The 22,865-nt window shown below is 55.8% G+C and carries 20 protein-coding genes and 2 tRNA genes; all 22 read right to left on the reverse strand.

The features are described 5' to 3' along the window. Positions 1-13: 13 nt before the first annotated feature. Positions 14-2,125, reverse strand: a complete 2,112-nt coding sequence (gene fusA / locus Q7K71_00910; protein MDO8674664.1) for an elongation factor G — start codon at positions 2,123-2,125, stop codon at positions 14-16. An 83-nt stretch (positions 2,126-2,208) separates the two neighbouring features. Continuing rightward, the gene (gene rpsG / locus Q7K71_00915; GenBank protein MDO8674665.1) at positions 2,209-2,679 is read right to left on the reverse strand and encodes a 30S ribosomal protein S7; all 471 of its coding nucleotides are present in this window, start codon (positions 2,677-2,679) and stop codon (positions 2,209-2,211) included. Next, positions 2,676-3,047, reverse strand: coding sequence for a 30S ribosomal protein S12 (gene rpsL, locus Q7K71_00920; protein MDO8674666.1), 372 nt, complete (start codon positions 3,045-3,047; stop codon positions 2,676-2,678). The genes rpsG and rpsL overlap by 4 nt, the downstream gene beginning before the upstream one ends. After that, positions 2,989-7,104: a DNA-directed RNA polymerase subunit beta' gene (gene rpoC / locus Q7K71_00925; GenBank protein MDO8674667.1), complete on the reverse strand. Its 4,116-nt coding sequence runs from the start codon at positions 7,102-7,104 to the stop codon at positions 2,989-2,991. Before rpoC ends, rpsL begins: the two co-directional genes overlap by 59 nt. Further along, positions 7,101-10,577 carry a DNA-directed RNA polymerase subunit beta gene (gene rpoB, locus Q7K71_00930; protein ID MDO8674668.1) on the reverse strand — a complete coding sequence of 1,159 codons (3,477 nt, stop codon included), beginning with the start codon at positions 10,575-10,577 and terminating at the stop codon, positions 7,101-7,103. Before rpoB ends, rpoC begins: the two co-directional genes overlap by 4 nt. A gap of 81 nt (positions 10,578-10,658) precedes the next feature. After that, positions 10,659-11,060: a 50S ribosomal protein L7/L12 gene (gene rplL / locus Q7K71_00935; protein ID MDO8674669.1), complete on the reverse strand. Its 402-nt coding sequence runs from the start codon at positions 11,058-11,060 to the stop codon at positions 10,659-10,661. 1 nt (position 11,061) lies between these two features. Further along, positions 11,062-11,589: a 50S ribosomal protein L10 gene (gene rplJ, locus Q7K71_00940; protein MDO8674670.1), complete on the reverse strand. Its 528-nt coding sequence runs from the start codon at positions 11,587-11,589 to the stop codon at positions 11,062-11,064. Continuing rightward, positions 11,586-12,269, reverse strand: a complete 684-nt coding sequence (rplA, locus tag Q7K71_00945) for a 50S ribosomal protein L1 (GenBank protein MDO8674671.1) — start codon at positions 12,267-12,269, stop codon at positions 11,586-11,588. Before rplA ends, rplJ begins: the two co-directional genes overlap by 4 nt. A gap of 63 nt (positions 12,270-12,332) precedes the next feature. Then, positions 12,333-12,755: a 50S ribosomal protein L11 gene (rplK, locus tag Q7K71_00950; protein MDO8674672.1), complete on the reverse strand. Its 423-nt coding sequence runs from the start codon at positions 12,753-12,755 to the stop codon at positions 12,333-12,335. 11 nt (positions 12,756-12,766) lie between these two features. Further along, positions 12,767-13,291, reverse strand: a complete 525-nt coding sequence (gene nusG, locus Q7K71_00955; protein MDO8674673.1) for a transcription termination/antitermination protein NusG — start codon at positions 13,289-13,291, stop codon at positions 12,767-12,769. A gap of 3 nt (positions 13,292-13,294) precedes the next feature. Further along, positions 13,295-13,480, reverse strand: a complete 186-nt coding sequence (gene secE / locus Q7K71_00960) for a preprotein translocase subunit SecE (GenBank protein ID MDO8674674.1) — start codon at positions 13,478-13,480, stop codon at positions 13,295-13,297. A 192-nt stretch (positions 13,481-13,672) separates the two neighbouring features. Continuing rightward, positions 13,673-13,746 (reverse strand) — tRNA-Trp (locus Q7K71_00965). A gap of 169 nt (positions 13,747-13,915) precedes the next feature. After that, positions 13,916-14,068, reverse strand: a complete 153-nt coding sequence (gene rpmG / locus Q7K71_00970; protein MDO8674675.1) for a 50S ribosomal protein L33 — start codon at positions 14,066-14,068, stop codon at positions 13,916-13,918. A gap of 77 nt (positions 14,069-14,145) precedes the next feature. Then, positions 14,146-14,218, reverse strand: a tRNA-Thr gene (locus tag Q7K71_00975). Between the two features lie 94 nt (positions 14,219-14,312). Then, positions 14,313-15,461 carry a tyrosine--tRNA ligase gene (gene tyrS / locus Q7K71_00980; protein ID MDO8674676.1) on the reverse strand — a complete coding sequence of 383 codons (1,149 nt, stop codon included), beginning with the start codon at positions 15,459-15,461 and terminating at the stop codon, positions 14,313-14,315. Positions 15,462-15,511: 50 nt separating this feature from the next. Beyond that, positions 15,512-17,053, reverse strand: coding sequence for a 30S ribosomal protein S1 (locus Q7K71_00985; GenBank protein MDO8674677.1), 1,542 nt, complete (start codon positions 17,051-17,053; stop codon positions 15,512-15,514). A 97-nt stretch (positions 17,054-17,150) separates the two neighbouring features. Continuing rightward, positions 17,151-17,735, reverse strand: coding sequence for a lysophospholipid acyltransferase family protein (locus Q7K71_00990; protein ID MDO8674678.1), 585 nt, complete (start codon positions 17,733-17,735; stop codon positions 17,151-17,153). Positions 17,736-17,852: 117 nt separating this feature from the next. Further along, on the reverse strand, positions 17,853-19,241 hold the full coding sequence (locus Q7K71_00995; protein ID MDO8674679.1) for a phosphoglucomutase/phosphomannomutase family protein: 1,389 nt from the start codon (positions 19,239-19,241) through the stop codon (positions 17,853-17,855). After that, on the reverse strand, positions 19,231-19,752 hold the full coding sequence (nadD, locus tag Q7K71_01000; protein MDO8674680.1) for a nicotinate (nicotinamide) nucleotide adenylyltransferase: 522 nt from the start codon (positions 19,750-19,752) through the stop codon (positions 19,231-19,233). Before nadD ends, Q7K71_00995 begins: the two co-directional genes overlap by 11 nt. Further along, positions 19,749-21,005 (reverse strand): glutamate-5-semialdehyde dehydrogenase, encoded by a 1,257-nt coding sequence (locus Q7K71_01005; protein ID MDO8674681.1) that lies wholly within the window; start codon positions 21,003-21,005, stop codon positions 19,749-19,751. Before Q7K71_01005 ends, nadD begins: the two co-directional genes overlap by 4 nt. Continuing rightward, a complete protein-coding gene (gene proB / locus Q7K71_01010; GenBank protein ID MDO8674682.1) occupies positions 20,962-21,810 on the reverse strand; it encodes a glutamate 5-kinase in 849 nt (282 codons plus the stop codon). The genes Q7K71_01005 and proB overlap by 44 nt, the downstream gene beginning before the upstream one ends. Next, complete coding sequence (gene obgE, locus Q7K71_01015; protein ID MDO8674683.1) at positions 21,807-22,772, reverse strand: GTPase ObgE; 966 nt, start codon at positions 22,770-22,772, stop codon at positions 21,807-21,809. The genes proB and obgE overlap by 4 nt, the downstream gene beginning before the upstream one ends. Positions 22,773-22,865: the final 93 nt, after the last annotated feature.

The following is a 22,865-nucleotide window of genomic DNA, read 5'->3' on the forward strand; positions in this document are numbered from 1 at the left end:
TCCGTTTATTTTTTTACGATACCTTTGCGACAAATTCCTGGCGCGCGCCGATGATCTTCTCGGAGATCGATCTGGGCACCTGCGCGTAATAGGACGGCTCCATCGAGAACGACGCCCGGCCCTGCGTCAAAGAACGCATGTCATTGGCATAACCGAACATTTCCGCCAGAGGAACGTCGGCGCGCGCGGTCTTCAATTTGCCGCGGTTGCCCTGCTCGGTGATCTTGGCCCGGCGCGTGTTCAGATCGCCTGTAATTTTACCTATATGCTCTTCGGGGACCACGATCTCAAGGGCCATGATCGGTTCCTGGAACACGGAACCGGCCCTGCGCAAGGCCTCTTTGATGGCCTGCTTGCCCGCGATCTGGAACGACATTTCATCAGAATCCACATCGTGATATTTACCGTCCACCAGGGTGACCGTGATGTCCGTGACCGGATAACCGGCCAGGACGCCGTTCTGCGCGCCCATCTCAATGCCTTCCTTCGCGGGTTTGATGAATTCGCGCGGGATGGCCCCACCCTTGATCTTATCGATGAACACAACGCCTTTGCCGATGTTCTCTCCTTCGGAGGGCTCAACGTCGATCACGACATAGCCGTATTTACCGCGGCCGCCCGTTTGCGAAATGTATTGGCCGGCGACTCCGGTGACCTTCTTGGTGATGGCTTCTTTATAAGCAACTTCCGGACGCCCGACGTTGGCCTCCAGGTTATTTTCGCGCTTCATGCGGTCCACAATGATCTCCAGATGCAGTTCCCCCATGCCGGAAATGATGGTCTGGGACGTTTCATGGTCAAATTTGACGCGCAGCGACGGGTCTTCATCCAGGAACTTGCGCAGGACCATGCCCATCTTGTCCTGGTCCGCCTTGGTCTTGGGCTCAATGGCCAGGGACACCACGGCTTCCGGGGGCTTCAGGCCTTCCAGGACGGCCGGTTTGTCCTCGGCGCAAAGCGTATCGCCGGACTTGCTTTCTTTTAAGCCCACAAAAGCCACGATCTCCCCGGCACAGGCGGAAGAAACGATCTCCTGCTTGTTGGAATGCATGACAACGATCTTGGAAATTTTTTCTCTTTTGCCGTTGGAAGAGTTCAAATACAATTGACCGGGAAGGAATTTTCCGGCATAAATGCGGGTGAAAAAGATCTTACCCACATACGGATCGGACGCGATCTTAAAAACCAGGGCCAACGGAGATTCATTTTCATCAGCTTTACGCTGAATGATCTCTTGGGCGTCATCGGGGTTATGTGCTTTCATGGGGGGAATATCTAAAGGAGAGGGAAGGAAATCAATGACGGCATCCAACAACAATTGTACGCCTCTGTTGCGAAGGGCCGTACCGGTCAATACCGGAATGAACTTGCTGGCAATGACGGCGCGGCGAATGGCGCTCATGAGCTGTTCTTTGCTGATGTCTTTGCCATGCAGGTACAGGTCCGCCATCTCATCGTCCACTTCCGCCAGGCATTCGACCAGTTCATGGCGGTATTTAGCCGTCTTTTCTTTGAACTCTTCGGGCAAAGGCAGGCGGTCAAATTCCATGCCGTCTTTATCTTTGTATTGGATATACTGGGCGTTAACGACATCGATCAGGCCTTTGAAGGCATCCTCTGCCCCGTCGTTATAGACAATGGCTGAGGCATTGGAACCGAAACGCTCGCGCATTTCGCCGACCACACGGTCGAAATCCGCGCCCATGCGGTCGATCTTGTTGATGAAGGCGATCCGGGGGACGTGATACTTGTCCGCCTGGCGATAAACGGTCTCGGTTTGCGGCTGCACGCCCGAACAGGCGCACAGGACAATGACCGCGCCGTCCAAAACTTTTAAGGACCGCTCGACCTCGATGGTGAAATCCACGTGGCCCGGGGTGTCGATGATGTTGATGCGGTGGTCCTTCCAGAAACAGGTGGTCGCCGCGGACGTGATGGTGATGCCGCGCTCCTGCTCCTGGGGCATCCAGTCCATCGTGGTATTGCCATCGTCGATATTGCCCATCCGGTGGATGGTCCCCGTGTAATACAGGATGCGCTCGGTCGTCGTGGTCTTCCCCGCGTCGATGTGGGCGATGATCCCGATATTACGGAACTTATCTAAAGGTGTTGTATTGGCTGCCATATTTTTATCCTGAATTATGGGGACACAAAACTTAATTCGAAACTAAAGTACACTAAGAATTAAGTATTGTGTCCCTATAATTCCTACCATCTTAAATGACTAAATGCCCTGTTGGCCTCAGCCATCTTATGCGTTTCATCACGTTTCTTGATCGCGGACCCTTCGCCTTTGTAAGCGGCCACCAATTCATCGGCCAGCTTCACCTGCATCGGCTTGCCCTTCTTGTTGCGGGCGTAATCACGGATCCAGCGCATGGCCAACGATGTGCCGCGCGCGGGAACGACGTCGGTCGGGACCTGATACGTGGCGCCGCCCACCCGGCGGGACTTGACCTCCAGGCGCGGACGGACATTGTCGATCGCCTTGGTCAGGGCCTTGGCCTGGCTCTCGTCGCCGGTCTTTTGCTGGAGAATGTCCAGCGCTTCATACACAATGCGTTCGGCAATGGTCTTCTTGCCCTCGACCATGATCATGGCCACAAAACGGCTGACCAGTTCGCTGTTGAACTTGGGATCCGGTGATATTTTTCTTTTTTCTACGCGGCGTCTTCTCATTTTCCCCTCTTGGCACCGTATTTGGAACGTGATTTCTTGCGGTTGGCCACGCCCGAGGTGTCCAGCGTGCCGCGGATGATGTGATAACGCACGCCGGGAAGGTCCTTGACGCGCCCGCCCCTGACCAGCACGATCGAGTGTTCCTGCAAATTATGCCCTTCCCCCGGGATGTACGAGGTGACCTCGATCTTATTGGAAAGCCGCACGCGCGAAATTTTACGCAGCGCCGAGTTCGGCTTTTTGGGCGTCATGGTCTTGACCTGCAGGCAAACGCCGCGCCGCTGGGGGCAACTGGTCAAAGCCGGCGACTTACTGCGTCTGGCTTTGTGTTTCCGGCGATGTCTGATCAGCTGTGATATTGTCGGCATATTTTACCATTTCCACCTTTTGATACTCCTTCATCCCCGTCCCTGCGGGGATAAGGTGACCCACTATAACGTTTTCTTTAAGTCCAAGTAAAAGGTCAACTTTACCAGAAGCGGCTGCCTCTGTCAAGACCCTTGTCGTTTCCTGGAAGCTCGCCGCGGAAATAAAACTTTCCGTCGTCAAAGAGACCTTGGTGATCCCCAGCAGCAGCGGGGTCGCCTGGGCCGGTTTGCCCTTTTTCTTGAGCACGGCCTCATTGGCTTTCTTGAAGACCACGCGGTCCACCTGGTCGCCGACCAAAAAGTCGTTGGACCCTGAATCGTCGATGCGCACTTTCTTGAGCATCATCGAGATGATGATCTCGATGTGCTTGTCGTTGATGCGAACACCCTGCAGCCGATAGACCTCCTGAACCTCGTTGAGGAGATATTCCTGCAAGGCCTTGTCCCCGCAAACGCGCAAAATGTCCTGCGGGACGACCGGCCCGTCGGTCAACTGCTGGCCGGCGTACACGGTGTCGCCCTTGTACACGTTGGGATGTTTGCCGTGCGGGATGGTGTATTCCTTGACCATGCCGGTCGAGGAACGCACGACGATCATCCGCAGGCCCTTCTTGTCCGCGCCGAACTCGACGGTCCCGTCGATCTCGGAAATGACCGCCGGGTCTTTCGGACGGCGGGCCTCAAAAAGTTCCGCGACGCGCGGCAAACCGCCGGTGATGTCACGGGTCTTGCTGGCCCCGCGCGGGATCTTGGCGATCAATTCGCCGGCGCCGACCACGTTCTTGTCGCTGACGAGGATGTGCGCCCCCACGGGGATGGAATAGATCCCGACGATCTCTTTCTTGTCGTCGGTGATGATGATCTGCGGATGAAATTCCTGTTTGTGTTCCACAACCACGCGTTCGACGATGCCCGTCACGGGGTTCTCCTCGCGGCGGAACGTGACGTTCTCGGTCAGGTCCTCAAAGGAGACGCTGCCTTTGGCCTCCGTGATGATCGGGATGGTGTACGGGTCCCAGCTCGCCACGATGGCGCCTTTGCTGATGGATTTTCCGTCGGCAAAACTCAAAGCCGTGCCCTGCGGAAGGATGTGGCGCTCGTATTCGCGGCCGTATTCGTTGTTGATGCTCACGGCCCCGTTGCGGTTGAGGACGATAAATTCCTTGCCGCGCTGGACGGCGCGCAATTGGTGGTATTTGACGGTACCGTCCTGTTTGACCTTGATGAAGGACTGCTCGATGGTCCTGGAGGCCGTGCCGCCGATGTGGAAGGTCCGCATGGTCAGCTGGGTGCCCGGCTCGCCGATGCTCTGGGCGGCGATGGTCCCCACCGCTTCCCCGATCTCCACGACACGATGCGTGGCGAGGTTGCGGCCGTAGCATTTGATGCAGACACCCTGCTCGGTTTCGCAGGTCAGGACCGAACGGATGCGCACTTTCTCAATGCCCAACTGCTCGATGAAATCGGCCTTCTCTTCCGTGATGATCTCGCCGGAGCCCACGACCTGCTGGTCGGTGACGATATCGACGATATTGTCAAGGGCAACACGGCCCACAATGCGTTCTTTGAGCGAAACGACCAATTCGTCGCCCTCGGTGATGGCCGCGACCGTGATGCCGTTGACCGTGCCGCAATCGGGCTCGTTGATGACCATTTCCTGGGCCACGTCCACCAGACGGCGGGTCAGATAACCGGCGTCGGCGGTCTTCAGGGCGGTATCCGCCAGACCTTTACGGGCGCCGTGCGTGGAAATGAAATACTCCAGAACGGTCAGGCCTTCGCGGAAACTGGCCGTGATCGGGTTCTCAATGATCTCGCCCGACGGTTTGGCCATCAGGCCGCGCATGCCGGAAAGTTGGCGGATCTGCAATTTGGAACCGCGCGCCCCGGAATCGGCCATGATGTAAACGGGATTGAACTGATCCATTTTCTTGAAGACCAGGTCGGAAATGGTTTCGGTCGTGTGGGTCCACACGTCGATGACCTTGTTGTAGCGTTCACGGTCCGTGATAATGCCTTTGCGGTACTGGTCGTCCACCTTGGCCACTTCCTGCTTGGCCGCGGCGATGACCTTAGGCTTGTCTTCCGGGATGGTCAGGTCGGACATGGCAATGGAAATGCCGGCTTCGGTGGCCCGGATGAATCCCAACTGCTTGACGTCGTCCAGAAGCTGGACCGTGCGGTGCTGGCCGAAACGTTTGTAGCAATCGGCGATGACCGCGCCGATGCGTTTTTTATCCAGGAGTTCGTTGACGAACCCGTAATCCGCGGGCAGGGTCTCGTTGAAAAATACGCGACCGACGGTGGTTTCGATGATCTTTGTGGCCGAAGGAGCGGTCTCCTGCTCTTTTTTCTTCTTGTCCTTCATTTCAGGATGGATGACCATGGACGGTTTTCCCTGACCCCAGACCGAAGTGCCCAAACGCAGTTTGATGCGGGCATGCAAGTCCACATACCCGTCGAAATAAGCGACCGTGACCTCCTCGCAGGTGCCGAACAGATGGCCTTCGCCGCGGGCCGAAGGACGTTCCTTGGTCAGGTAATACAGTCCCAGGACGATGTCCTGTGTCGGAGAAACGACCGGGCGCCCGTCCGCCGGTGAAAAGAGATTGTTGACGGACAATAATTGCACGCGGCATTCGATCTGCGCTTCGAGCGACAGGGGCACGTGCACGGCCATCTGGTCACCGTCAAAGTCCGCGTTGAACGCCGTGCAGACCAGCGGATGCAGTTTGATGGCCTTGCCTTCGATGAGGATCGGCTGGAACGCCTGGATGGACAAACGGTGCAGCGTGGGCGCGCGGTTGAGCATGACCGGATGGTCCTGGATGACCTCGTCGAGAATGTCCCAGACCTCGATCTTGGCGCGCTCGACCATGCGCTTGGCGCCCTTGATGGTGTGGACAAAGCCCTTCTCACGCAATTTACGGATGATGAACGGTTCAAAAAGTTCCAGCGCCATTTTTTTGGGCAGACCGCACTGGTGCAATTTCAGGTCCGGACCGACGACGATGACCGAACGTCCGGAATAATCCACGCGCTTGCCCAAAAGGTTCATGCGGAAACGCCCCTGCTTGCCTTTGAGCATGTCGGACAGGGACTTCAAGGGGCGGTTGCCGGAGCCCAGCACCGGACGGCCATGACGGCCATTGTCCAAAAGGGCGTCCACCGCTTCCTGCAGCATGCGCTTTTCATTGCGCACGATGATCTCGGGAGCGTTCAGGTCGATCAGTTTCTTCAAGCGGTTGTTACGGTTGATGACCCGGCGGTAAAGATCGTTGAGATCGGAGGTGGCGAAACGGCCGCCTTCCAGGGGGACCAGCGGACGCAGGTCCGGCGGAATGACCGGCAGGACGTGCAGGACCATCCATTCGGCGCTGTTGCCCGAGGCCCTGAAATCTTCGACGATCTTTAAGGTCTTGGCGATCTTCTTGAAATTGGTGCCGTTGGGGTTGGCGTCGGCCAGATCCTTGCGCAATTTCTTGCACAGGACGGCGAGGTCCAATTCCCTGAGAAGCTCACGGATGGCATCCGCGCCGATCCTGGCTTTGAAAGCGCCGCCGTGTTTGACCAGGGCGTCCTGGTATTCGTCCTCGGACAAAAACTGCTTTTTCTTCAAAGGGGTCGTGCCCGGGTCAATGACCACATATTCTTCGTAATAGATCAATTTTTCCAGGTCGCGCAGACCCACCTGCAGGAGCGCTGCCAGACGGGACGGGACCGCTTTATAAAACCAGATATGCGTCACCGGACAGGCCAGTTCAATGTGGCCCATGCGCTCGCGGCGCACCGACGAACGCGTGACCAGGACCCCGCAGCGGTCGCAGGTGATGTTCTTGAACTTGATGCCCTTGTATTTTCCGCAGTTGCATTCCCAGTCGCGGATGGGGCCGAAGATCTTCTCGCAGAAGAGCCCGTCCTTCTCCGGTTTCAGGGTGCGGTAATTGAGGGTCTCGGCTTTTTTCACCGCGCCTTTGGACCAGGACATGATGATGTCCGGCGAAGCGATCCTGATGGTGATCCGGTCCTGTTTGGTGATATCGATCTTGTCTCTCATATCGTGGCTTCTTCCTTTGATTGATCTTTGGATTCAGCTTTTGGTTCATCTTTGGATTCGGCTTTTTCCATGCGGATGTCCAGACAAAGTCCCTGCAGCTCTTTGACCAGAACGTTGAACGATTCCGGCGTGCCCGGAGGCAGGGCCTGTTCCCCCTTGACGATGGCCTCGTAGATCCGGCTGCGGCCGACAACGTCGTCGGATTTGACAGTGAGCATTTCCTGCAGGGTGTACGCGGCCCCATAGGCCTCCAGGGCCCAAACTTCCATTTCCCCGAAACGCTGGCCGCCGAAATGCGCCTTGCCGCCCAACGGCTGCTGGGTGACGAGGGAATACGGCCCGATGGAACGGGCGTGGATCTTCTCGTCCACCAGATGATTGAGCTTGAGGATGTAAATGTAACCAACAGTCACCTTTTGACTGAACGGCACGCCTGTATGCCCGTCACAGACGACGGATTTGCCGTCCTCGGGCAAACCGGCCTGTTTCAAAAGCGAACGGATCTCCTGTTCGGTGGCGCCGTTAAAGACGGGTGTCTCGGCGTGGAAACCCAGCGCCTGCACGGCCCATCCCAAATGCGTTTCCAGCAATTGTCCCACGTTCATACGCGAAGGCACGCCCAGCGGGTTTAAAACCACGTCCACCGAACGGCCGTCGGCCATGAAAGGCATGTCCTCTTCCGGCAGGATGCGCGACACGATCCCCTTGTTCCCGTGACGGCCGGCCATCTTGTCGCCGACGGACAATTTGCGCTTGGTGGCCACATAGACGACGACACGCTTGAGGACGCCCGCGGGCAGTTCATCGCCCCGGCGGATGCGGTCCAGTTCGCGTTCCTCTTCTTCCATCAGTTCCGCGATCTTGTCCATGTAAAAACCCATGACCTCGCGGGCTTCGGAGTCCTCATCAATATCGTCGATGGTGAGTTTCGCCACGCGCCTTTTGTCAATGCCCAGCATCTTGCTCAATTTCGCGTCCTTTTCCTGCTGGATAAAATCGATCTCCTGCCTGTAATACTCCTTGATCTTATTGACCGCCTCGGCTTCCTTGGCCTTGTCCTGCTTGGATTTGCGGCCGCGCTCGTTGCGCTGGAAGGACTCAACGTTGACAATGACCCCTTCGATCCCGGGCGAGAGGGTCAAAGAGGTGTCGCGCACGTCCGCCGCCTTTTCCCCGAAAATGGCGCGCAGCAGCCGTTCCTCGGGAGACAGCTCCTTCTCGCTTTTGGGGGTCACCTTGCCGACGAGAATATCACCGGCCTTGACCTCCGCCCCGACGCGTATGATGCCGTCCTCGGTCAGGTCCTTGAGGGCCTCGTCGCCGACGTTGGGGATATCGCGGGTGATCTCTTCATTGCCCAAACGGGTCTCGCGGCATTCGCACTCAAAACGCTCGACGTGAATGGACGTGAACACATCCTCGCGCACAATGCGTTCATTGATCAGAATGGCGTCCTCAAAATTGTATCCGCGCCAGGGCATGAACGCGACCAGCACGTTGCGGCCCAGGGCCAGACGGCCGTTCTGGGTACCGATGCCGTCGGCGATGGTCTGCCCGGCTTCGACTTTTTCGCCGGGTTTGACCAGCGGACGCTGGTGCACGCAGGTATTGGCGTTGGAACGCTGAAAATTCTTCAAAGGATAAACGGTCTTGCCGACGACGATCTCGCGGCCGTCCACCTTGGTGACGGTGCCGGCCTCCTGGGCGATCACAAGGACCCCGGAGTCGCGGGCCACTTTCTCTTCCATACCGGTACCGACGAAAGGTACTTCCGGGATCATCAAAGGCACGCTCTGGCGCTGCATGTTGGAGCCCATGAGCGCGCGGTTGGCGTCGTCGTGTTCCAAAAACGGGATCAGCGCCGCGGCCACGGAAACCAGCTGTTTCGGAGAAACGTCCATGTATTCGACTTTATCCGGTTTCACATGCGGAAAATCTCCTTTGTAACGGCAGGACACCAGATGCTCCGTGAAACGCCCGTCCTTGTCAATGGCGCTATTGGCCTGGGCGATGTATTTGTTCTGGTCCACGTCGGCGGTCAGATACTCGATCTTCCGGCCGACCTTGCCGTCCGCGACCTTGCGGTACGGGGTCTCGATGAAACCCAGTTCATTGACGCGGGCACAGGTGGTCAAAGACGCGATCAAACCGATGTTCGGACCTTCGGGCGTCTCAATGGGGCACACGCGGCCGTAATGGGTCGGATGCACGTCGCGCACTTCAAAACCGGCGCGTTCGCGCGAAAGACCGCCGGGACCAAGCGCGGACATCCGGCGCTTGTGGGTCATTTCAGAAAGCGGGTTGACCTGGTCCATGAACTGCGACAACTGGCTGCGGGCAAAGAAATCCTGGATCTGGTTGGAGAAGAGGCGCGAATTGATCAAATGATGCACGGTCAGGTTCTCAAAAGAGCTCATGACGACCAGGCGTTCCTTGATGGAACGCTCCAGGCGCGCCAAACCGATGCGCACCTGATTCTGGATGAGTTCACCGACGGACTTGATGCGGCGGTTGCCCAAATGGTCGATGTCGTCGGTCTCGCCGGTCCCTTCGCGCAGGCCGATCAGATACTTGATCGCCGCGACCACGGTCTCAATGTCCAGCACGCGGTTGTCCATCGCGACACTGGTGCCGAGTTTGCGGTTGATGATGTGGCGGCCGACCTTGCTCAAGTCATAACGCTTGGGGTCAAAAAATAAACGGAAGAACAGCGTCTCGGCCACTTCCACGGTGGCGGGCTCTGTCGGGCGCATTTTGCGGTAAAAATCCAGCAGCGCTTCTTCCTTGGTATTCGTGTGGTCTTTCTCAAGGGTGTTCTTGAGCTTGTCGAGATGCGCCCCGAACATTTTTTTCATGTCTTCGAGGTTGGAGAGGCCCATGATGCGCAGGATCTGGGACGCCGGAAAATTGCGGCGGCGGTCCACGTAGGCGATGAGGACATCATTGAGGTCATATTTGATCTCGAACCATGCCCCGCGCGAAGGGATGACGCGGCCGTAATAAATGCTTTTACCCGTCGGATGCGTTTCTTCTTCAAAAGAAACGCCCGGCGGACGCTGGATCTGGGAAACGACGACGCGTTCGTCGCCATTGATGATGAAGGTCCCGGTATCGGTCATGAGCGGGAAATCGCCGAAATACACTTCCTGCTCTTTGATGTCCACGGGGGTGATAAGACGAAGCTTGACCTTCAGGGGGGCGGCATAGGTCATCCCGCGGCGCTGGCACTCGTGGCGGGAATATTTTTCCTTGCCGATGACGTATCCGATATATTCAAGGCGGATCTGGGCGTCGTAACTTTCCAGGGGGAAGACTTCACGGAAAACTTCCTCCAATCCCTGGTCTTTGCGTTTGTCCGTCGCAATGCCCCTTTGCAGAAATTCTTCGTAAGAAAGGGTCTGTATGTCTAAGAGCTTGGGTAATTCGAAATTATCCTGGAACTTGCTGAAATTCCTGATCTTGAGTTTTCCCATAGTTCCCTTTTTTTAATGGGGACAGCGCCCTATTGATCACGAGTAGGGCGCTGTCCCCTAAAAATAACAATACAGAGAGAATTACTTCAATTCCACTTTGGCGCCGGCAGCTTCAAGTTTCTTCTTGAGTTCTTCAGCTTCGGCTTTGGGAACAGCTTCCTTAACGGTCTTCGGAGCGGCTTCGACAAGGTCCTTGGCTTCCTTGAGCCCCAGGTTCGTCATCGAACGGACTTCCTTGATGACGTTGATCTTGTTGGCACCGGCATCCTTGAGGACGACGTCGAACGAGGTCTTTTCCTCGGCAGGAGCGGCTCCGCCCACGGGCGCGGCGGCGGGCGCCATCATGGGCGCGGCGGCCTGGATACCGAATTTGTCTTCCATGGCCTTGACCAGATCGGCCAATTCCAGGACGGTGAGGCCTTCAATCGTTTTGAGGACCCCGTCTAATTTAGGAGAGATCTCCTTAACGGCGGTTTCAGACATTTTAACTACCTCCCTTTTTTTCGCTTAACTGTTTTAATAGGAAACAAAGGTCGCGTGTCTTGGCGTTCAAAGCGCCCATGAAACGGGTCAACGGCGCCTGCATGGTCCCCAACACCTGTGCTAAAAGAACATTTCTGGGGGGCAAAGCGGACAAGGTCTTGATCGTGTCCGGATCAAGCATCTTGCCGTCGAGAAGCATCCCTTTGAGGACGAACCCTTCGCAATCCTTGGCGAACTTGACGAGAATCTTGGAAATTTCAGAGGCGTCGGAGTTGCTTAAGACAAGGGCCATCTGGCCTTGCAGGCAGTCGGCCAACGGCTGATACCTGGCTTCTTTAAAGGCGATGTCCGCCACCGATGTTTTGGCGACCAGGACATCGGCCTTCTTGCGCTTGAGGTCCTTGCGCAAGGAGTCCATCTTCGCGCAAGAGATGCCGTGGAAGCTCACCACGAACGTGCTGCTGTTTTTGGCAACGCCGTCCTTGACGGAAACGGCGATCTTTTGACGGTATAATTCTCCGACTCTCATAGGGCCACCTTGATCCCGGGCCCCATGCTCGTGGCCACGGACAGACTTTTGATCAGATTGCCTTTGACCGACGCCGGCTTGGCGTGGTTGATGGCTTCCAGGACGTGCTGGACATTCTCCACTAATTTGTTCTCGGCGAAGGAACGCTTGCCGATCCCCAAATGGATGCCGCCCTGCTTGTCGGACTTGAATTCCACGCGGCCCGCCTTGACTTCCCTGACGGCGCGCTCGACGTCAGCGGTGACCGTGCCGGCCTTAGGGGTCGGCATCAGCCCGCGGGGGCCGAGCAGTTTGCCGAGTTTGCTCAAGTCGCGCATCATATCGGGAGTGGCGACCACGACGTCAAAGTCCATGAACCCGCCGGCCACCTTTTCGATCAATTCATTGCCGCCGACATGTTCGGCGCCCGCGGCCTGCGCCTTGGCCACCGCGTCGCCTTTGCAGAATACGGCCACACGCACGCTCCTGCCGGTGCCGTGAGGCAAAGCCACGGTGCCGCGCACGCCCTGGTCAGAGGCCTTAAGGTCCAGGTTCAAATTCAGGTGCAATTCAACGGTCTCGTCGAATTTGACCTTGGGGGCCTTGGCCAAATGGGCGATGGCGTCGGACAACGGGACCGGGGCCTTGATGCCTTCGATCGCTTTGCGGACTTCTTTCATTCTTTTGCTCAAATGTGCCATAACCAATCCTTAATGTACGGGCGAACCTTGTGTTCGCCCTTCGGGCGATGACAAGCATCGCCCCTACTTCACTTCAATCCCCATGGAACGGGCGGTACCGGCGATGGTGATCATGGCCTGCTTGAGATCGACGGTGTTCAAATCGTCCATTTTCAACTTCGCGATCTCTTCCACCTGTTGGGCGGTCAAGGTGCCGATGACTTCCTTGCCGGCGGTACCCGAGGCCTTGGCGAGCTTGGCGGCCTTCTTGATGAGGGCCGAGCTCGGCGGCGTCTTGATGATGAAATCAAATGATTTGTCCTTATACACCGTGATGACGACCGGCAAAGGCAGGGCTTCTTTGCCCTTGGTCTTGTCGTTGAACGACTTGCAGAACATCATGATGTTGACCCCGTGCTGGCCCAAGGCAGGACCGACCGGAGGGGCCGGGTTGGCCTGGCCCGCAGGAACATACAACTTAATTTGTGCGACGGCTTCTTTAGCCATGATAACTTTCCTTAGATTTTTTCAACCTGCCAGTATTCCAATTCAACCAGCGTCGAGCGGCCGAAAATGGACACGCTGACCTTCAACTTGCCGCGGTCCGGATAGACTTCCATGACCGAACCGTTGAAATTCGCGAACGGCCCCTGCGCGATGCGGATCGCCTCCCCCACCTCAAAAATGATCTTCGGACTGGGTTTGGTCTCGGTTTCCTGTGTCCGCTTGAGGATGTTGTCCACCTCGGTGTCCGTCAGGGGCTGGGGCTGGCGTCCCGGGCCGATAAAGCCGGTGATCCCCGGCGTCGTTTTCACCAGGTACCAGCTTTCCTTGTTCATTTCCATCTTGATCAAAAGGTAGCCGGGAAAAAACTTGCGGGTGGTGATCCGCTTCTTTCCGCCGCGCACCTCGGAAACCTGCTCGGTCGGGACAACGACTTCGCCGACGTATTGCTTCAAAGCGGTGGTGGCAACGCGGCTGTCTAAGCCTGCCTTGGCCCGCTCTTCAGCACCGGTCTGCGTATGGACGACGTACCATTTCATACATTACCTGACGATCAAAAAAATCCCTTTTGAAAGAACAAGATCAATGGCCGCGATGAAGCCGCCCAAAAAAAGAGAACTGAAAATGACGATCAGGGTCGAATCCCGAAGTTCCTGGCGCGTGGACCAGGAAACCTTCTTGAGCTCGGCCATGACCTGCCCGATAAATCCTTGGACTTTGCCTATCATAAAATCCTTGTTCCCGCGTCGGATGTTTCGGGGCTCCTTCGAGTCCTGCAGCCAATCAAACAGGCCAGGCAGGACTCGCCGCCCCGACTTTTCTGGAATGATTGAAGTCGGGGTCGGGCACCCGCCCCATCAACTGCTCCTGTTCGTCGCAGTTGATAATCGGGGCTCCTTCGAGTCCTGCAGCCAATCAAACAGGCCAGGCAGGACTCGAACCTGCAACATACGGTTTTGGAGACCGTCGCTCTACCAATTGGAGCTACTGGCCTAAAATGCTCGTTTCACTCGCATTTTCCGCTAGGGGGGCAAGCCCCCCTTCGGCGCTCGCTATCGCTCGCTGAGCACCCCCCAAACGTGGGGAAAGGTTTTCCCCACACCCCTTTCAGCATCCCTATCCCATCAAAAAATTCGTGAACGGGATGCTTGGGCGCAATATATTTACTTCTTCGTTTCTTTATGAAGGACGTGCTTGCGGCAGAAACGGCAAAACTTCTTGAGCTCCAAACGCTCCGGCTTCTTGCGCTTGTCCTTGGTGCTGTTATAAGTGATTTGATTGCACGCGGTGCATTGAAAATGAATTGTCTCGCGCATGTCCCTGTTTCCGTTTTGTGCGCTCCCCCGTAAAACAACGACGGGGTTCACAGAAGATCTTAGGATAGTATTTGAGAAGCCCCCGAGCGGGATTGAACCGCTGGCCTCGTCCTTACCAAGGACGTGCTCTACCAACTGAGCTACAGGGGCAGATGAGGCCGCCCGCAGCGCTCATATAAATGAACGCAAAGTATATCTGCCGGTGATATTTTTGTCAAGAATAAACTTTAACAATCCCAATACTTTACATCAAACGCAGGAAACGGCGTTTGCCTACTTTTAAAACGCCTTTTTGCGGCGTCCAATCTTCGTCGGAAATGACCTTGCCCTCATGGGTGACGGCGCCTTCCTTCAAAAGCCGGCGTCCCTCGTTCTTCGTGGCAATGATCTTCGTAACTGCAAAAATATCTAGTAGTTTTTGCCCGGATAAGATCTTTATTTCAGGAATGCCATCGGGGGTTTGATGCTGACTGAAGGTACTCTCAAAATGTTCGCGGGCTTTGGCCCCTTCCCCTTTGGGATGGAACATATCCACCAAGGTTTGGGCCAATTGGAGTTTGGCCTCTTTGGGGTGCATGGCCTTGACCGCTTTCAAATCGGCTTCCGTCAAAAGTTCATAATAACGCAGCATCAGATCGTCGCTGATGGACATGATCTTTCCGAATATTTCATTGGGAGCATCATTGATGCCGATGGTATTGCCCAGCGACTTGCTCATTTTCTGCACGCCGTCCGTGCCTTCCAAGAGCGGGGTCATGATGACCGCCTGCGGTTTTTGGCCGTAACTCTGCTGTATCTGGCGACCCATCAACAAATTAAATTTCTGGTCGGTGCCCCCCAATTCCACATCGGCTTTCAAATGCACCGAATCGTATCCCTGCAACAGCGGATACAAGAATTCCAACACGCTGATCTCCTTGCCCGACTCAAAACGTTTTTTGAAATCAGCGCGGGCCAGCATCTGCGCCACCGTCGAACGGGCGCTTAATTTCAGCAGCTCCTGCAGGGTCAATTGATTGAGCCACTCGCTATTAAAAACAATTTCGGTCTTTTTGGGATCAAGGACCTTGAACACCTGGGCCTTGTAGGTCTGCGCGTTGATCTCGACTTCCGCAGGGGTCATTTTCTTGCGCAATTCATTGCGGCCGGTCGGGTCACCGATCTGGGCGGTGAAATCACCGATGAGAAAAACAACCTTATACCCCAGGTCCTGAAAGGTCTTGAGTTTGCGCAAAAGCACGACGTGACCGAGATGGATGTCGGGAGCAGTGGGGTCGAAACCGGCTTTGATGACCAGCGGCTGGCCCTCACCTAATTTCTGGGTGAGTTCAGCAATGCCGATGATCTCGGCGGTACCGCGGCTGATCTTTTGGAGGGCATCCTGAGTTGTCATAAAAAAGAAAGGCGGCCCCTTTTTAAAAGGACCGCCTGAAAGATCAAAAATTACAAACGCGCGGAGACACCGATTTTCATGCCTTCGACGTCCACCTTGATGATCTTGACCTGCAGGCGGTCGCCGGGTTTGAGCGCGGCGGCCTGGGTCTTGTCGATCTCGGACGAATACACCAGCGCTTCAATGTCATCTTCCAATTTCACAAAAACACCGAAATTGGAATTCATGACGACCTGCGCGTCAACGACGGCGCCCACGGGAAATTTCTGGGCGATCTCATTCCAGGGGTTGGACTGCAGCTGCTTGAGCCCCAAGGTGATCTTGCGGCTGTCAATATCCACGGCCGCAACGAGCACCTCCACCTCCTGGCCTTTTTGGAGGACTTCCTGCGGGTGATTGATCTTGCGGGTCCAGGACATGTCAGAAACGTGGATCATGCCTTCCAAACCGCCTTCCAGTTCCACGAAAGCGCCGTAATCCGTGAAACCGCGGACAACACCCTTGATCTGGGAACCGACGGTGAATTTCTGCGCGGCGCTGACCCAGGGGTTTTCCTCCAGCTGTTTCATGCTCAAGGAAATGCGCTTGGCGTCCTTGTCCACGTTGATGATCTGCACTTCAATGATGTCACCCAATTTGAACATTTCCTGCGGGTTGACCATCTTTTTCTGCCAGGAGATCTCCGAGGAATGCAAAAGCCCTTCGATGCCTTTGTCGATCTCGACAAAAACACCGTAAGGCATGATATTGACGATCTTACCCTTGACGCGGGAATTGGAGGGGAATTTGGCAACGGCATCATCCCACGGGTTGGCGATGATCTGCTTGTAGCCCAAAGAAACCTTGGAATTGGCCTGGTCAAAATCCAGGATGAGGACCTCGATCCTCTGGCCCACGGAAACCACTTCGGAGGGATGGTTGATGCGCGACCAGCTGATGTCGGTGATGTGCAAAAGCCCGTCCACGCCGCCCAAATCGACGAAGGCGCCGAAATCGGTGATGCCTTTGACGGTCCCTTTGCGCTTCTGGCCTTTTTTCAGTTCGGCCCACAATTTTTCACGGACCGCTTCGCGCTCTTTCTGCACCATTTCCCGGCGAGAAAGGATGAGATTGCGGCGCTGTTTGTTCATCTTGGCCACCACGAATTTATACGGGTTGGCCGTGATGTCATTATTGGAAAGGCCCTTGAACGCGGAGAGCGACATGGGCAAAAAGGCCTCAACGCCGAAAACATCGACAATGTAGCCGCCCTTGACCGCGCGCACGACCTTGCCTTCAATGATATCGCCTTCGTTTAAGTCATCGGCGATCTTCTGCCAACCTTTAAGCCGTTCGGCCTTGGAAAAAGAAAGGACCAGCCGGCCGTGATCGTCCTCAATGTTCTCGATGAGGACCTCGATCTGCTGGCCGATGACCAGTTCCTGCGGGTTGCGGAATTCTTCAATGGAAACAAAACCTTCGGACTTAAAGCCGATATCAACAATGACCTCTTTTTGGGTCACGGCCGCGATAATGCCTTTAGCCACCTCCCCTTCCTTAATATCACGCAGGGTGCTGGCGTAAAGCTCTTCCATGGATAATTCGTTGCTCATTGTATTTAAAACCTCTCTCTATGCAGGAATTCTTTGAATGGAGCCATTCAAAGTAGAGGGATTATCCCAAAATATCAAAAAATGTCAAATGAAAAGATTACGCGGGAATCCGGTCAATGCTTTGCAGGATGGTTTGGGCGATATTTTCGTAGCTGTCTTTTTGGTCAAAAACCACGGGAGGGCCGTAACGCACGGTTACGAGATGGCGGGTCAGGGACCTGCTGCCCGGGGGCATGACTTTCTCGGTCCCGCTGACATGGACGGGAATGACCGGCACCCCGGCTTTAACAGCCAGGAATCCGACGCCCGGCTGGGCCTTAGGGAGCGCGTCCGCGATGCGGCGCGTACCTTCCACGAACATCAAAACAGGCGTCCCTCTTTTCAAACGTTTCAACGCTTCTTTGAGGGCGCCGAAATCCGCCTGGTCGCGTTTCACCGGAAAAGACCACAACTTTTTAAGGATAAACCCCAGCGGCTGTTTCTTGAACAGCGAATCCTTGGCCATGAAATTGACACGGCGCACGACCGAGATCCCCAACACCACGGGATCCAGGTTGCTGATATGATTGCTGGCCAGGATAAAGCCGCCATGTCTGGGAAAATGTTCCATCCCGTAGATGCGGCGGGGGAAAAAAAGAAAACTGAAGAACTTGGTCAGGAAATAGACAATGTAATAGATCATAATGTCCGTTAAGAGCGCCGGGCGTGCCGACCGAGGCCGAGCGCGAGCCAGCCGGCGCAGGGTAGCCGGCTTCGGCGAGCCTCGAGGCCGAGCGAGGCAGGACCGGCGATCTTAACCTCAAGGGTCGATCAATTTGCGGCCGAACTCCAGCAAGTCCTTAGCCCTTTTCAGGGATTTGGCTTCCGAATAAATGCGCACCAGCGGCTCCGTACCCGACGGGCGGAACATGAGCCAGTCCTCATTGTCGCAAATGAGCTTCACCCCGTCAAAATCTTTCACCCCGGCCACCCTCTTCCCTAATACAGACGTGATGGTCTTAAGCTTGTTGAGGTCCACTTTCTTGGCATCCATCACGTGATCCAGCCGCTGATAATAATAACGGCCGAACTCTTTTTCCATATCATCAAGCAATTGTTTGAAATTCCGTTTGTTGTAGACCATCATTTCCAGCAAAAGCAGGCCCGCCAGGGTCCCATCGCGTTCGGGGATATAATCAGGCAAACCCATGCCGCCGGCCTCTTCCCCGCCGGCCACGATCGTTTGGGTGACCATGAGATCTGAAATGTATTTGAACCCGACAGGTGTTTCGTAGAGTTTACGGCCGAGTTTGCGGGCGATGTTGTCAAGCATGGTAGTGCCGCACAATGTTTTAACGATGCCGCCGGGCACCTTGCGGTTGCGGACCAGATGAAGGACGAGCAGGCCGAGGATCTTTTGCGGGCTCACAAAATCCCCACCGGGCGAAATGGCCGCGATGCGGTCCGCGTCCCCGTCAAGGACCAGCCCAAGGTCAGCCTTCTCTTTTTTCATGCGGCCCATGATGGCCCCCAGGCATTCCGGGATGGGTTCGGGCTTGTTGCCGTCAAAACCGGGATTGACGTCCGCGCGCATCAACTCCAGACGCACCCCCGTGCCTTTGAGGATGCGGGTCATGAGATCGCCGCCGCTGCCATGCATGATATCGGTCAAGACCTTGTATTTGGAGCCCTTGATCTTCTTGAGATCCAGGTATCCGCGGATGAAGGCGACGTATTCTTTCTTGAAATCGTGGACAGTAATTGGTTGATCCGCGGTCTTGACCGGGGAGAGGCCCAAATAGGACTCGACGGCGCCGGTGATGTCTTTCGGCGCGGCCCCGCCCTGGGCGGTCTTGATCTTAATGCCGTTGAATTTGGGCGGGTTGTGGCTGGCCGTGATCATGATGCCGCCCACCGCCTTCAAACGCACGACCCCGTAGCTCAAGGCCGGCGTGGGCAAGGAGGTATCGGAAAGAAAAACAGCGATGCCGTTGCCGGCTAAAACTTCAGAAAAAGTACGGGCATACTCGGCGGACAGGAAACGGTTGTCATATCCGACGGCAACCGTCTTTTTTGTAAAAGAAGGGTTGTCCTTGTTGACCCAGTCCGCGACGGCCTGCGCCACGATGCGGACATTCTTAAATGTGAACGTATCGGAAATGACCGCGCGCCAACCGTCGGTGCCGAATTTGATCTCGCTATTGGACATATAACCCTTTCTGCCGGATATAACCGATCACGGCCGCCGGTGTCAGCCCTTGAATGCTCCGCTTGCAAGACAGGCGGGACCTTATCTGTGAAGAAGATACGGGGCAACATTCGCGATTGACGGCAATGAACGACAAAATGCTCAATATCCCGTCAATATTTTTCCAGTCCCCAAGTCCTTGGATGCTGTCCTCGCCGATGATAAAAAACAACTGGTCTTTAGGACAAAGGCGGCGGAAATATCGGGCCGTATCCACGGTGTAAGAAATGCCGCCGCGTTTGATCTCCGCATCGCAAACGCTGAAGTCCTTATGCCCGCGCACGGCAATGCGCGCCATGGCCAGCCTGTCTTTGGCCAGAGCCATCTCACGGTCTGTTTTGTGCGCAGAACAATTGACCGGAACAAAAATAACCTGGTCCAACCCGAGCCCCTCCATGGCCGCCCGGGCCATGAACAAATGGCCGCAATGGATGGGATTGAAACTGCCGCCTAAAAGGCCGATGCGCTTCACGTCCGTATTTGCCCCCGGCCGTAAATTTGATATTGATAAGACGTCAGCCCCTCCAGCGCCATGGGGCCGCGCACGTGCAATTTGTCCGTGCTGATGCCCACTTCCGCCCCGAACCCGAACTCATACCCGTCGGTAAAACGCGTGGACGCGTTCACATAGACGCAGGCGGAATCAACGCCTTCCAAAAATTGTTTCGCCTGGGCCTTGTCCCTGGTGACAATGGCATCCGAATGGCGCGAACCATAGGTATTGATATGGTCCACGGCCTCCTGCAGGCCGTCCACGACCTTCACGGAAAGGATCAGGTCCAGGTACTCGGTGGACCAATCTTTTTGTGTCGCTGTCTTAACGTCCCTGACAATGGCGCGCGTTGCCGCGTCACCGCGCAGTTCACAGCCGGCCTTTTGCAGGTCCGCGAGCGCCGCGGGCAGAAATTTTTTGGCCACGGCCTTGTCCACCAGCAAGGTTTCCATGGCATTGCACACACCCGGTTTTTGCACCTTGGCGTTGAGGACGATCCGGCGGGCCATCTGCAGGTCCGCTTGGGCGCTGACATACACATGGCAGACGCCCTTGAAATGTTTGATCACCGGGATCCGGGAGTTCTGTGCGACAAAACGGATCAGCTCCTCCCCGCCGCGCGGAACGATCACATCCACGTATTGTTCGAGTTTTAAAAGTTCTTGCACGGCCCGGCGGTCAACAGGGTCGATCATTTGCAGGGCCTGCGGCGGAACAGAAGTGCTCCTTAAAGCGTCCTTGAGGACTTTGAAAATGGCCTTGTTGGAATGCACGGCTTCTTTGCCTCCTTTGAGGAGGACGGCATTTCCGGACTTCAAGCATAAGGCGGCGCAATCGCTGGTCACATTAGGACGTGATTCGTAGATGATCCCGACGACACCTAAAGGCACGCGGATCTTCTTGATGAGCAAACCATTGGGGCGTTTGAACGTGTCCAACTCTTCTCCGATGGGATCTTTCAGGCGGGCCGTGGCCAGCACGGACTCCGCCATACCCTTGATGACCTTGGGAGTTAATGTCAGACGGTCGACCAAGGCCCCGGCATAACCGGCCCGTGCGGCCGCGGCGATGTCCCTGCTGTTTTCTTTGATCAAATACGGCTGTTGGACCAAAAGGGCTTGCGCCATCAAACGCAGGGCCCGGTCTTTTTCCCTGGCCGGGACCAAGGCGAGTTGATAGGACGCCTTTTTAGCGGCTTGCGCGATTTTTAAAATGCGAGCGGATAAACTCATGTTCCATGTCTCCGTCGAATATTTTGTCATTCTTCTCGATAAAATACGTGCCGATCTTTTGTCCATCCACAACGCGCGTCAGAACGTCGCGGATATGGCCGGCGGTGATCACACAAGGAACACCGGCATGAGTGGCGATCTTGACCGCCTCGATCTTGGTTTTCATGCCGCCGCGGGCGATATGGAAATTTCTTGTGCCGCCGCCCAACCTTTCGATCTGCGCCGTGATCTCCTTGACTTCCTCAAACACTTTTTTGTCGGCGCCGTAAAGCCCGCTGACGTCGGAAAGGATCAGCAAAAGGTCCGCGCGCACCAGGCCGGCCACCAGAGCGGAAAGTTTGTCGTTGTCGCCGAACCTGATCTCTTCCGTCGAGGTCGTGTCGTTCTCATTGATGACGGGAATGACCCCCTCCTTCAAAAGATTGTCCAGCGTATGACGGGAATTCAAAAAACGCACACGCGCTTTAAAATCATCCCACGTCAAAAGCACTTGCGCGCATTTAAGCCCCGCCTTTTCAAACAATTTGCTGTAGGTGCGCATCAACACGGCCTGACCGATGGCCGCGCGCGCCTGAAGCGACGCAAGTTCCGTCGGACGTTTCTTCTCTCCCAACTCCCCCATGCCCAGCACAATGGCCCCCGAAGAAACAAGCACCACCTCGATGCCGCGCTTGCGCAAACGGCCGACCTGTGAGGCCAAAGACCGCAATTGCGCGGTGCGGGGCTTGAGCGCGTAATCCGCGATCTGACTGGAACCGAGTTTGACGACCACACGCCGTATGGGTCTGTTGAATGTCCTTGTCATAATAGTTTGCGCAGGGCGGCGAGCAATTTGTCCAACCCTTCCTTTTCCTTGGCAGATATGGCGATAATATTTTTGCTGACCTTACGTTTGAATGTCTTCAAATTCGCTTCAGCCGACGGAAGGTCCATTTTATTGGCCACCAGGACCCTGTGCTTGTGGGCCACTTCCTCGCTATAAAGATCCAGCTCCTGACAGGTCTGATGATAATCGTTGATCGGGTCGCGGCCTTCACAGCCGGACATGTCAATGATGTGCACGAGGATTTTGGTGCGCTCGGCGTGTTTTAAGAACTGATGGCCCAGGCCCTTGCCCTCATGCGCGCCCTCGATCAGGCCCGGCAGATCAGCAATGACAAAATCTTCGGACTCGCCCTGCTCGTCCTTGACGATCCCCAGGATCGGCGCCTTGGTGGTGAAGGGATAATCGGCGATCTTGGACCTCACCTTGGACACGGCGCAAATGAGCGTACTTTTACCGGCATTGGGAAAACCGATCAGCCCCACGTCCGCGATGATCTTCAATTCCAGGCGCACCATGCGGACTTCCCCCGCATGCGGGGGCGTGACCGTGCGGTTATGGTTATTGCCATGGCCGCCTTCGCCGCCCTTGACCACGGTGACGCTGTCCCCGTGCACGGCAAGATCGCGGATCAAAAGGCCGGTGTCATGGTCCCATACCATGGTCCCAACGGGAACCCGCAGGACCCAGGCCGGGCCGTTGGCCCCGGTCTTATTATTGGAGCCGCCGTGGGCGCCGCTTTTGGCCACGTAATGCTGTTTGAACCGGTAATCCAAAAGGGTGTACAGGTTGCGGTCCGCCATAAAGACAACGTCACCGCCCCTGCCGCCATTCCCGCCGTTAGGGCGGGGATAACGCATGTATTTATCCTGGTAATGACTTTCGCATCCTTTGCCGCCGTTGCCGGCCTGGGCCTGAATGCGCGCCTTATCAACAAATGCCATAATAAAACCTAAAAATCCCGGTTCCCCAAGGGAATGGGATACCGGGATTCCGGGGGAATGGATTATTTTAAAACTTGTGGTGAGCAAGCACAG

This window comes from Candidatus Omnitrophota bacterium, from assembly GCA_030650275.1.
Classification (GTDB): Bacteria; Omnitrophota; Gorgyraeia; order Zapsychrales; family Fredricksoniimonadaceae; genus JACPXN01.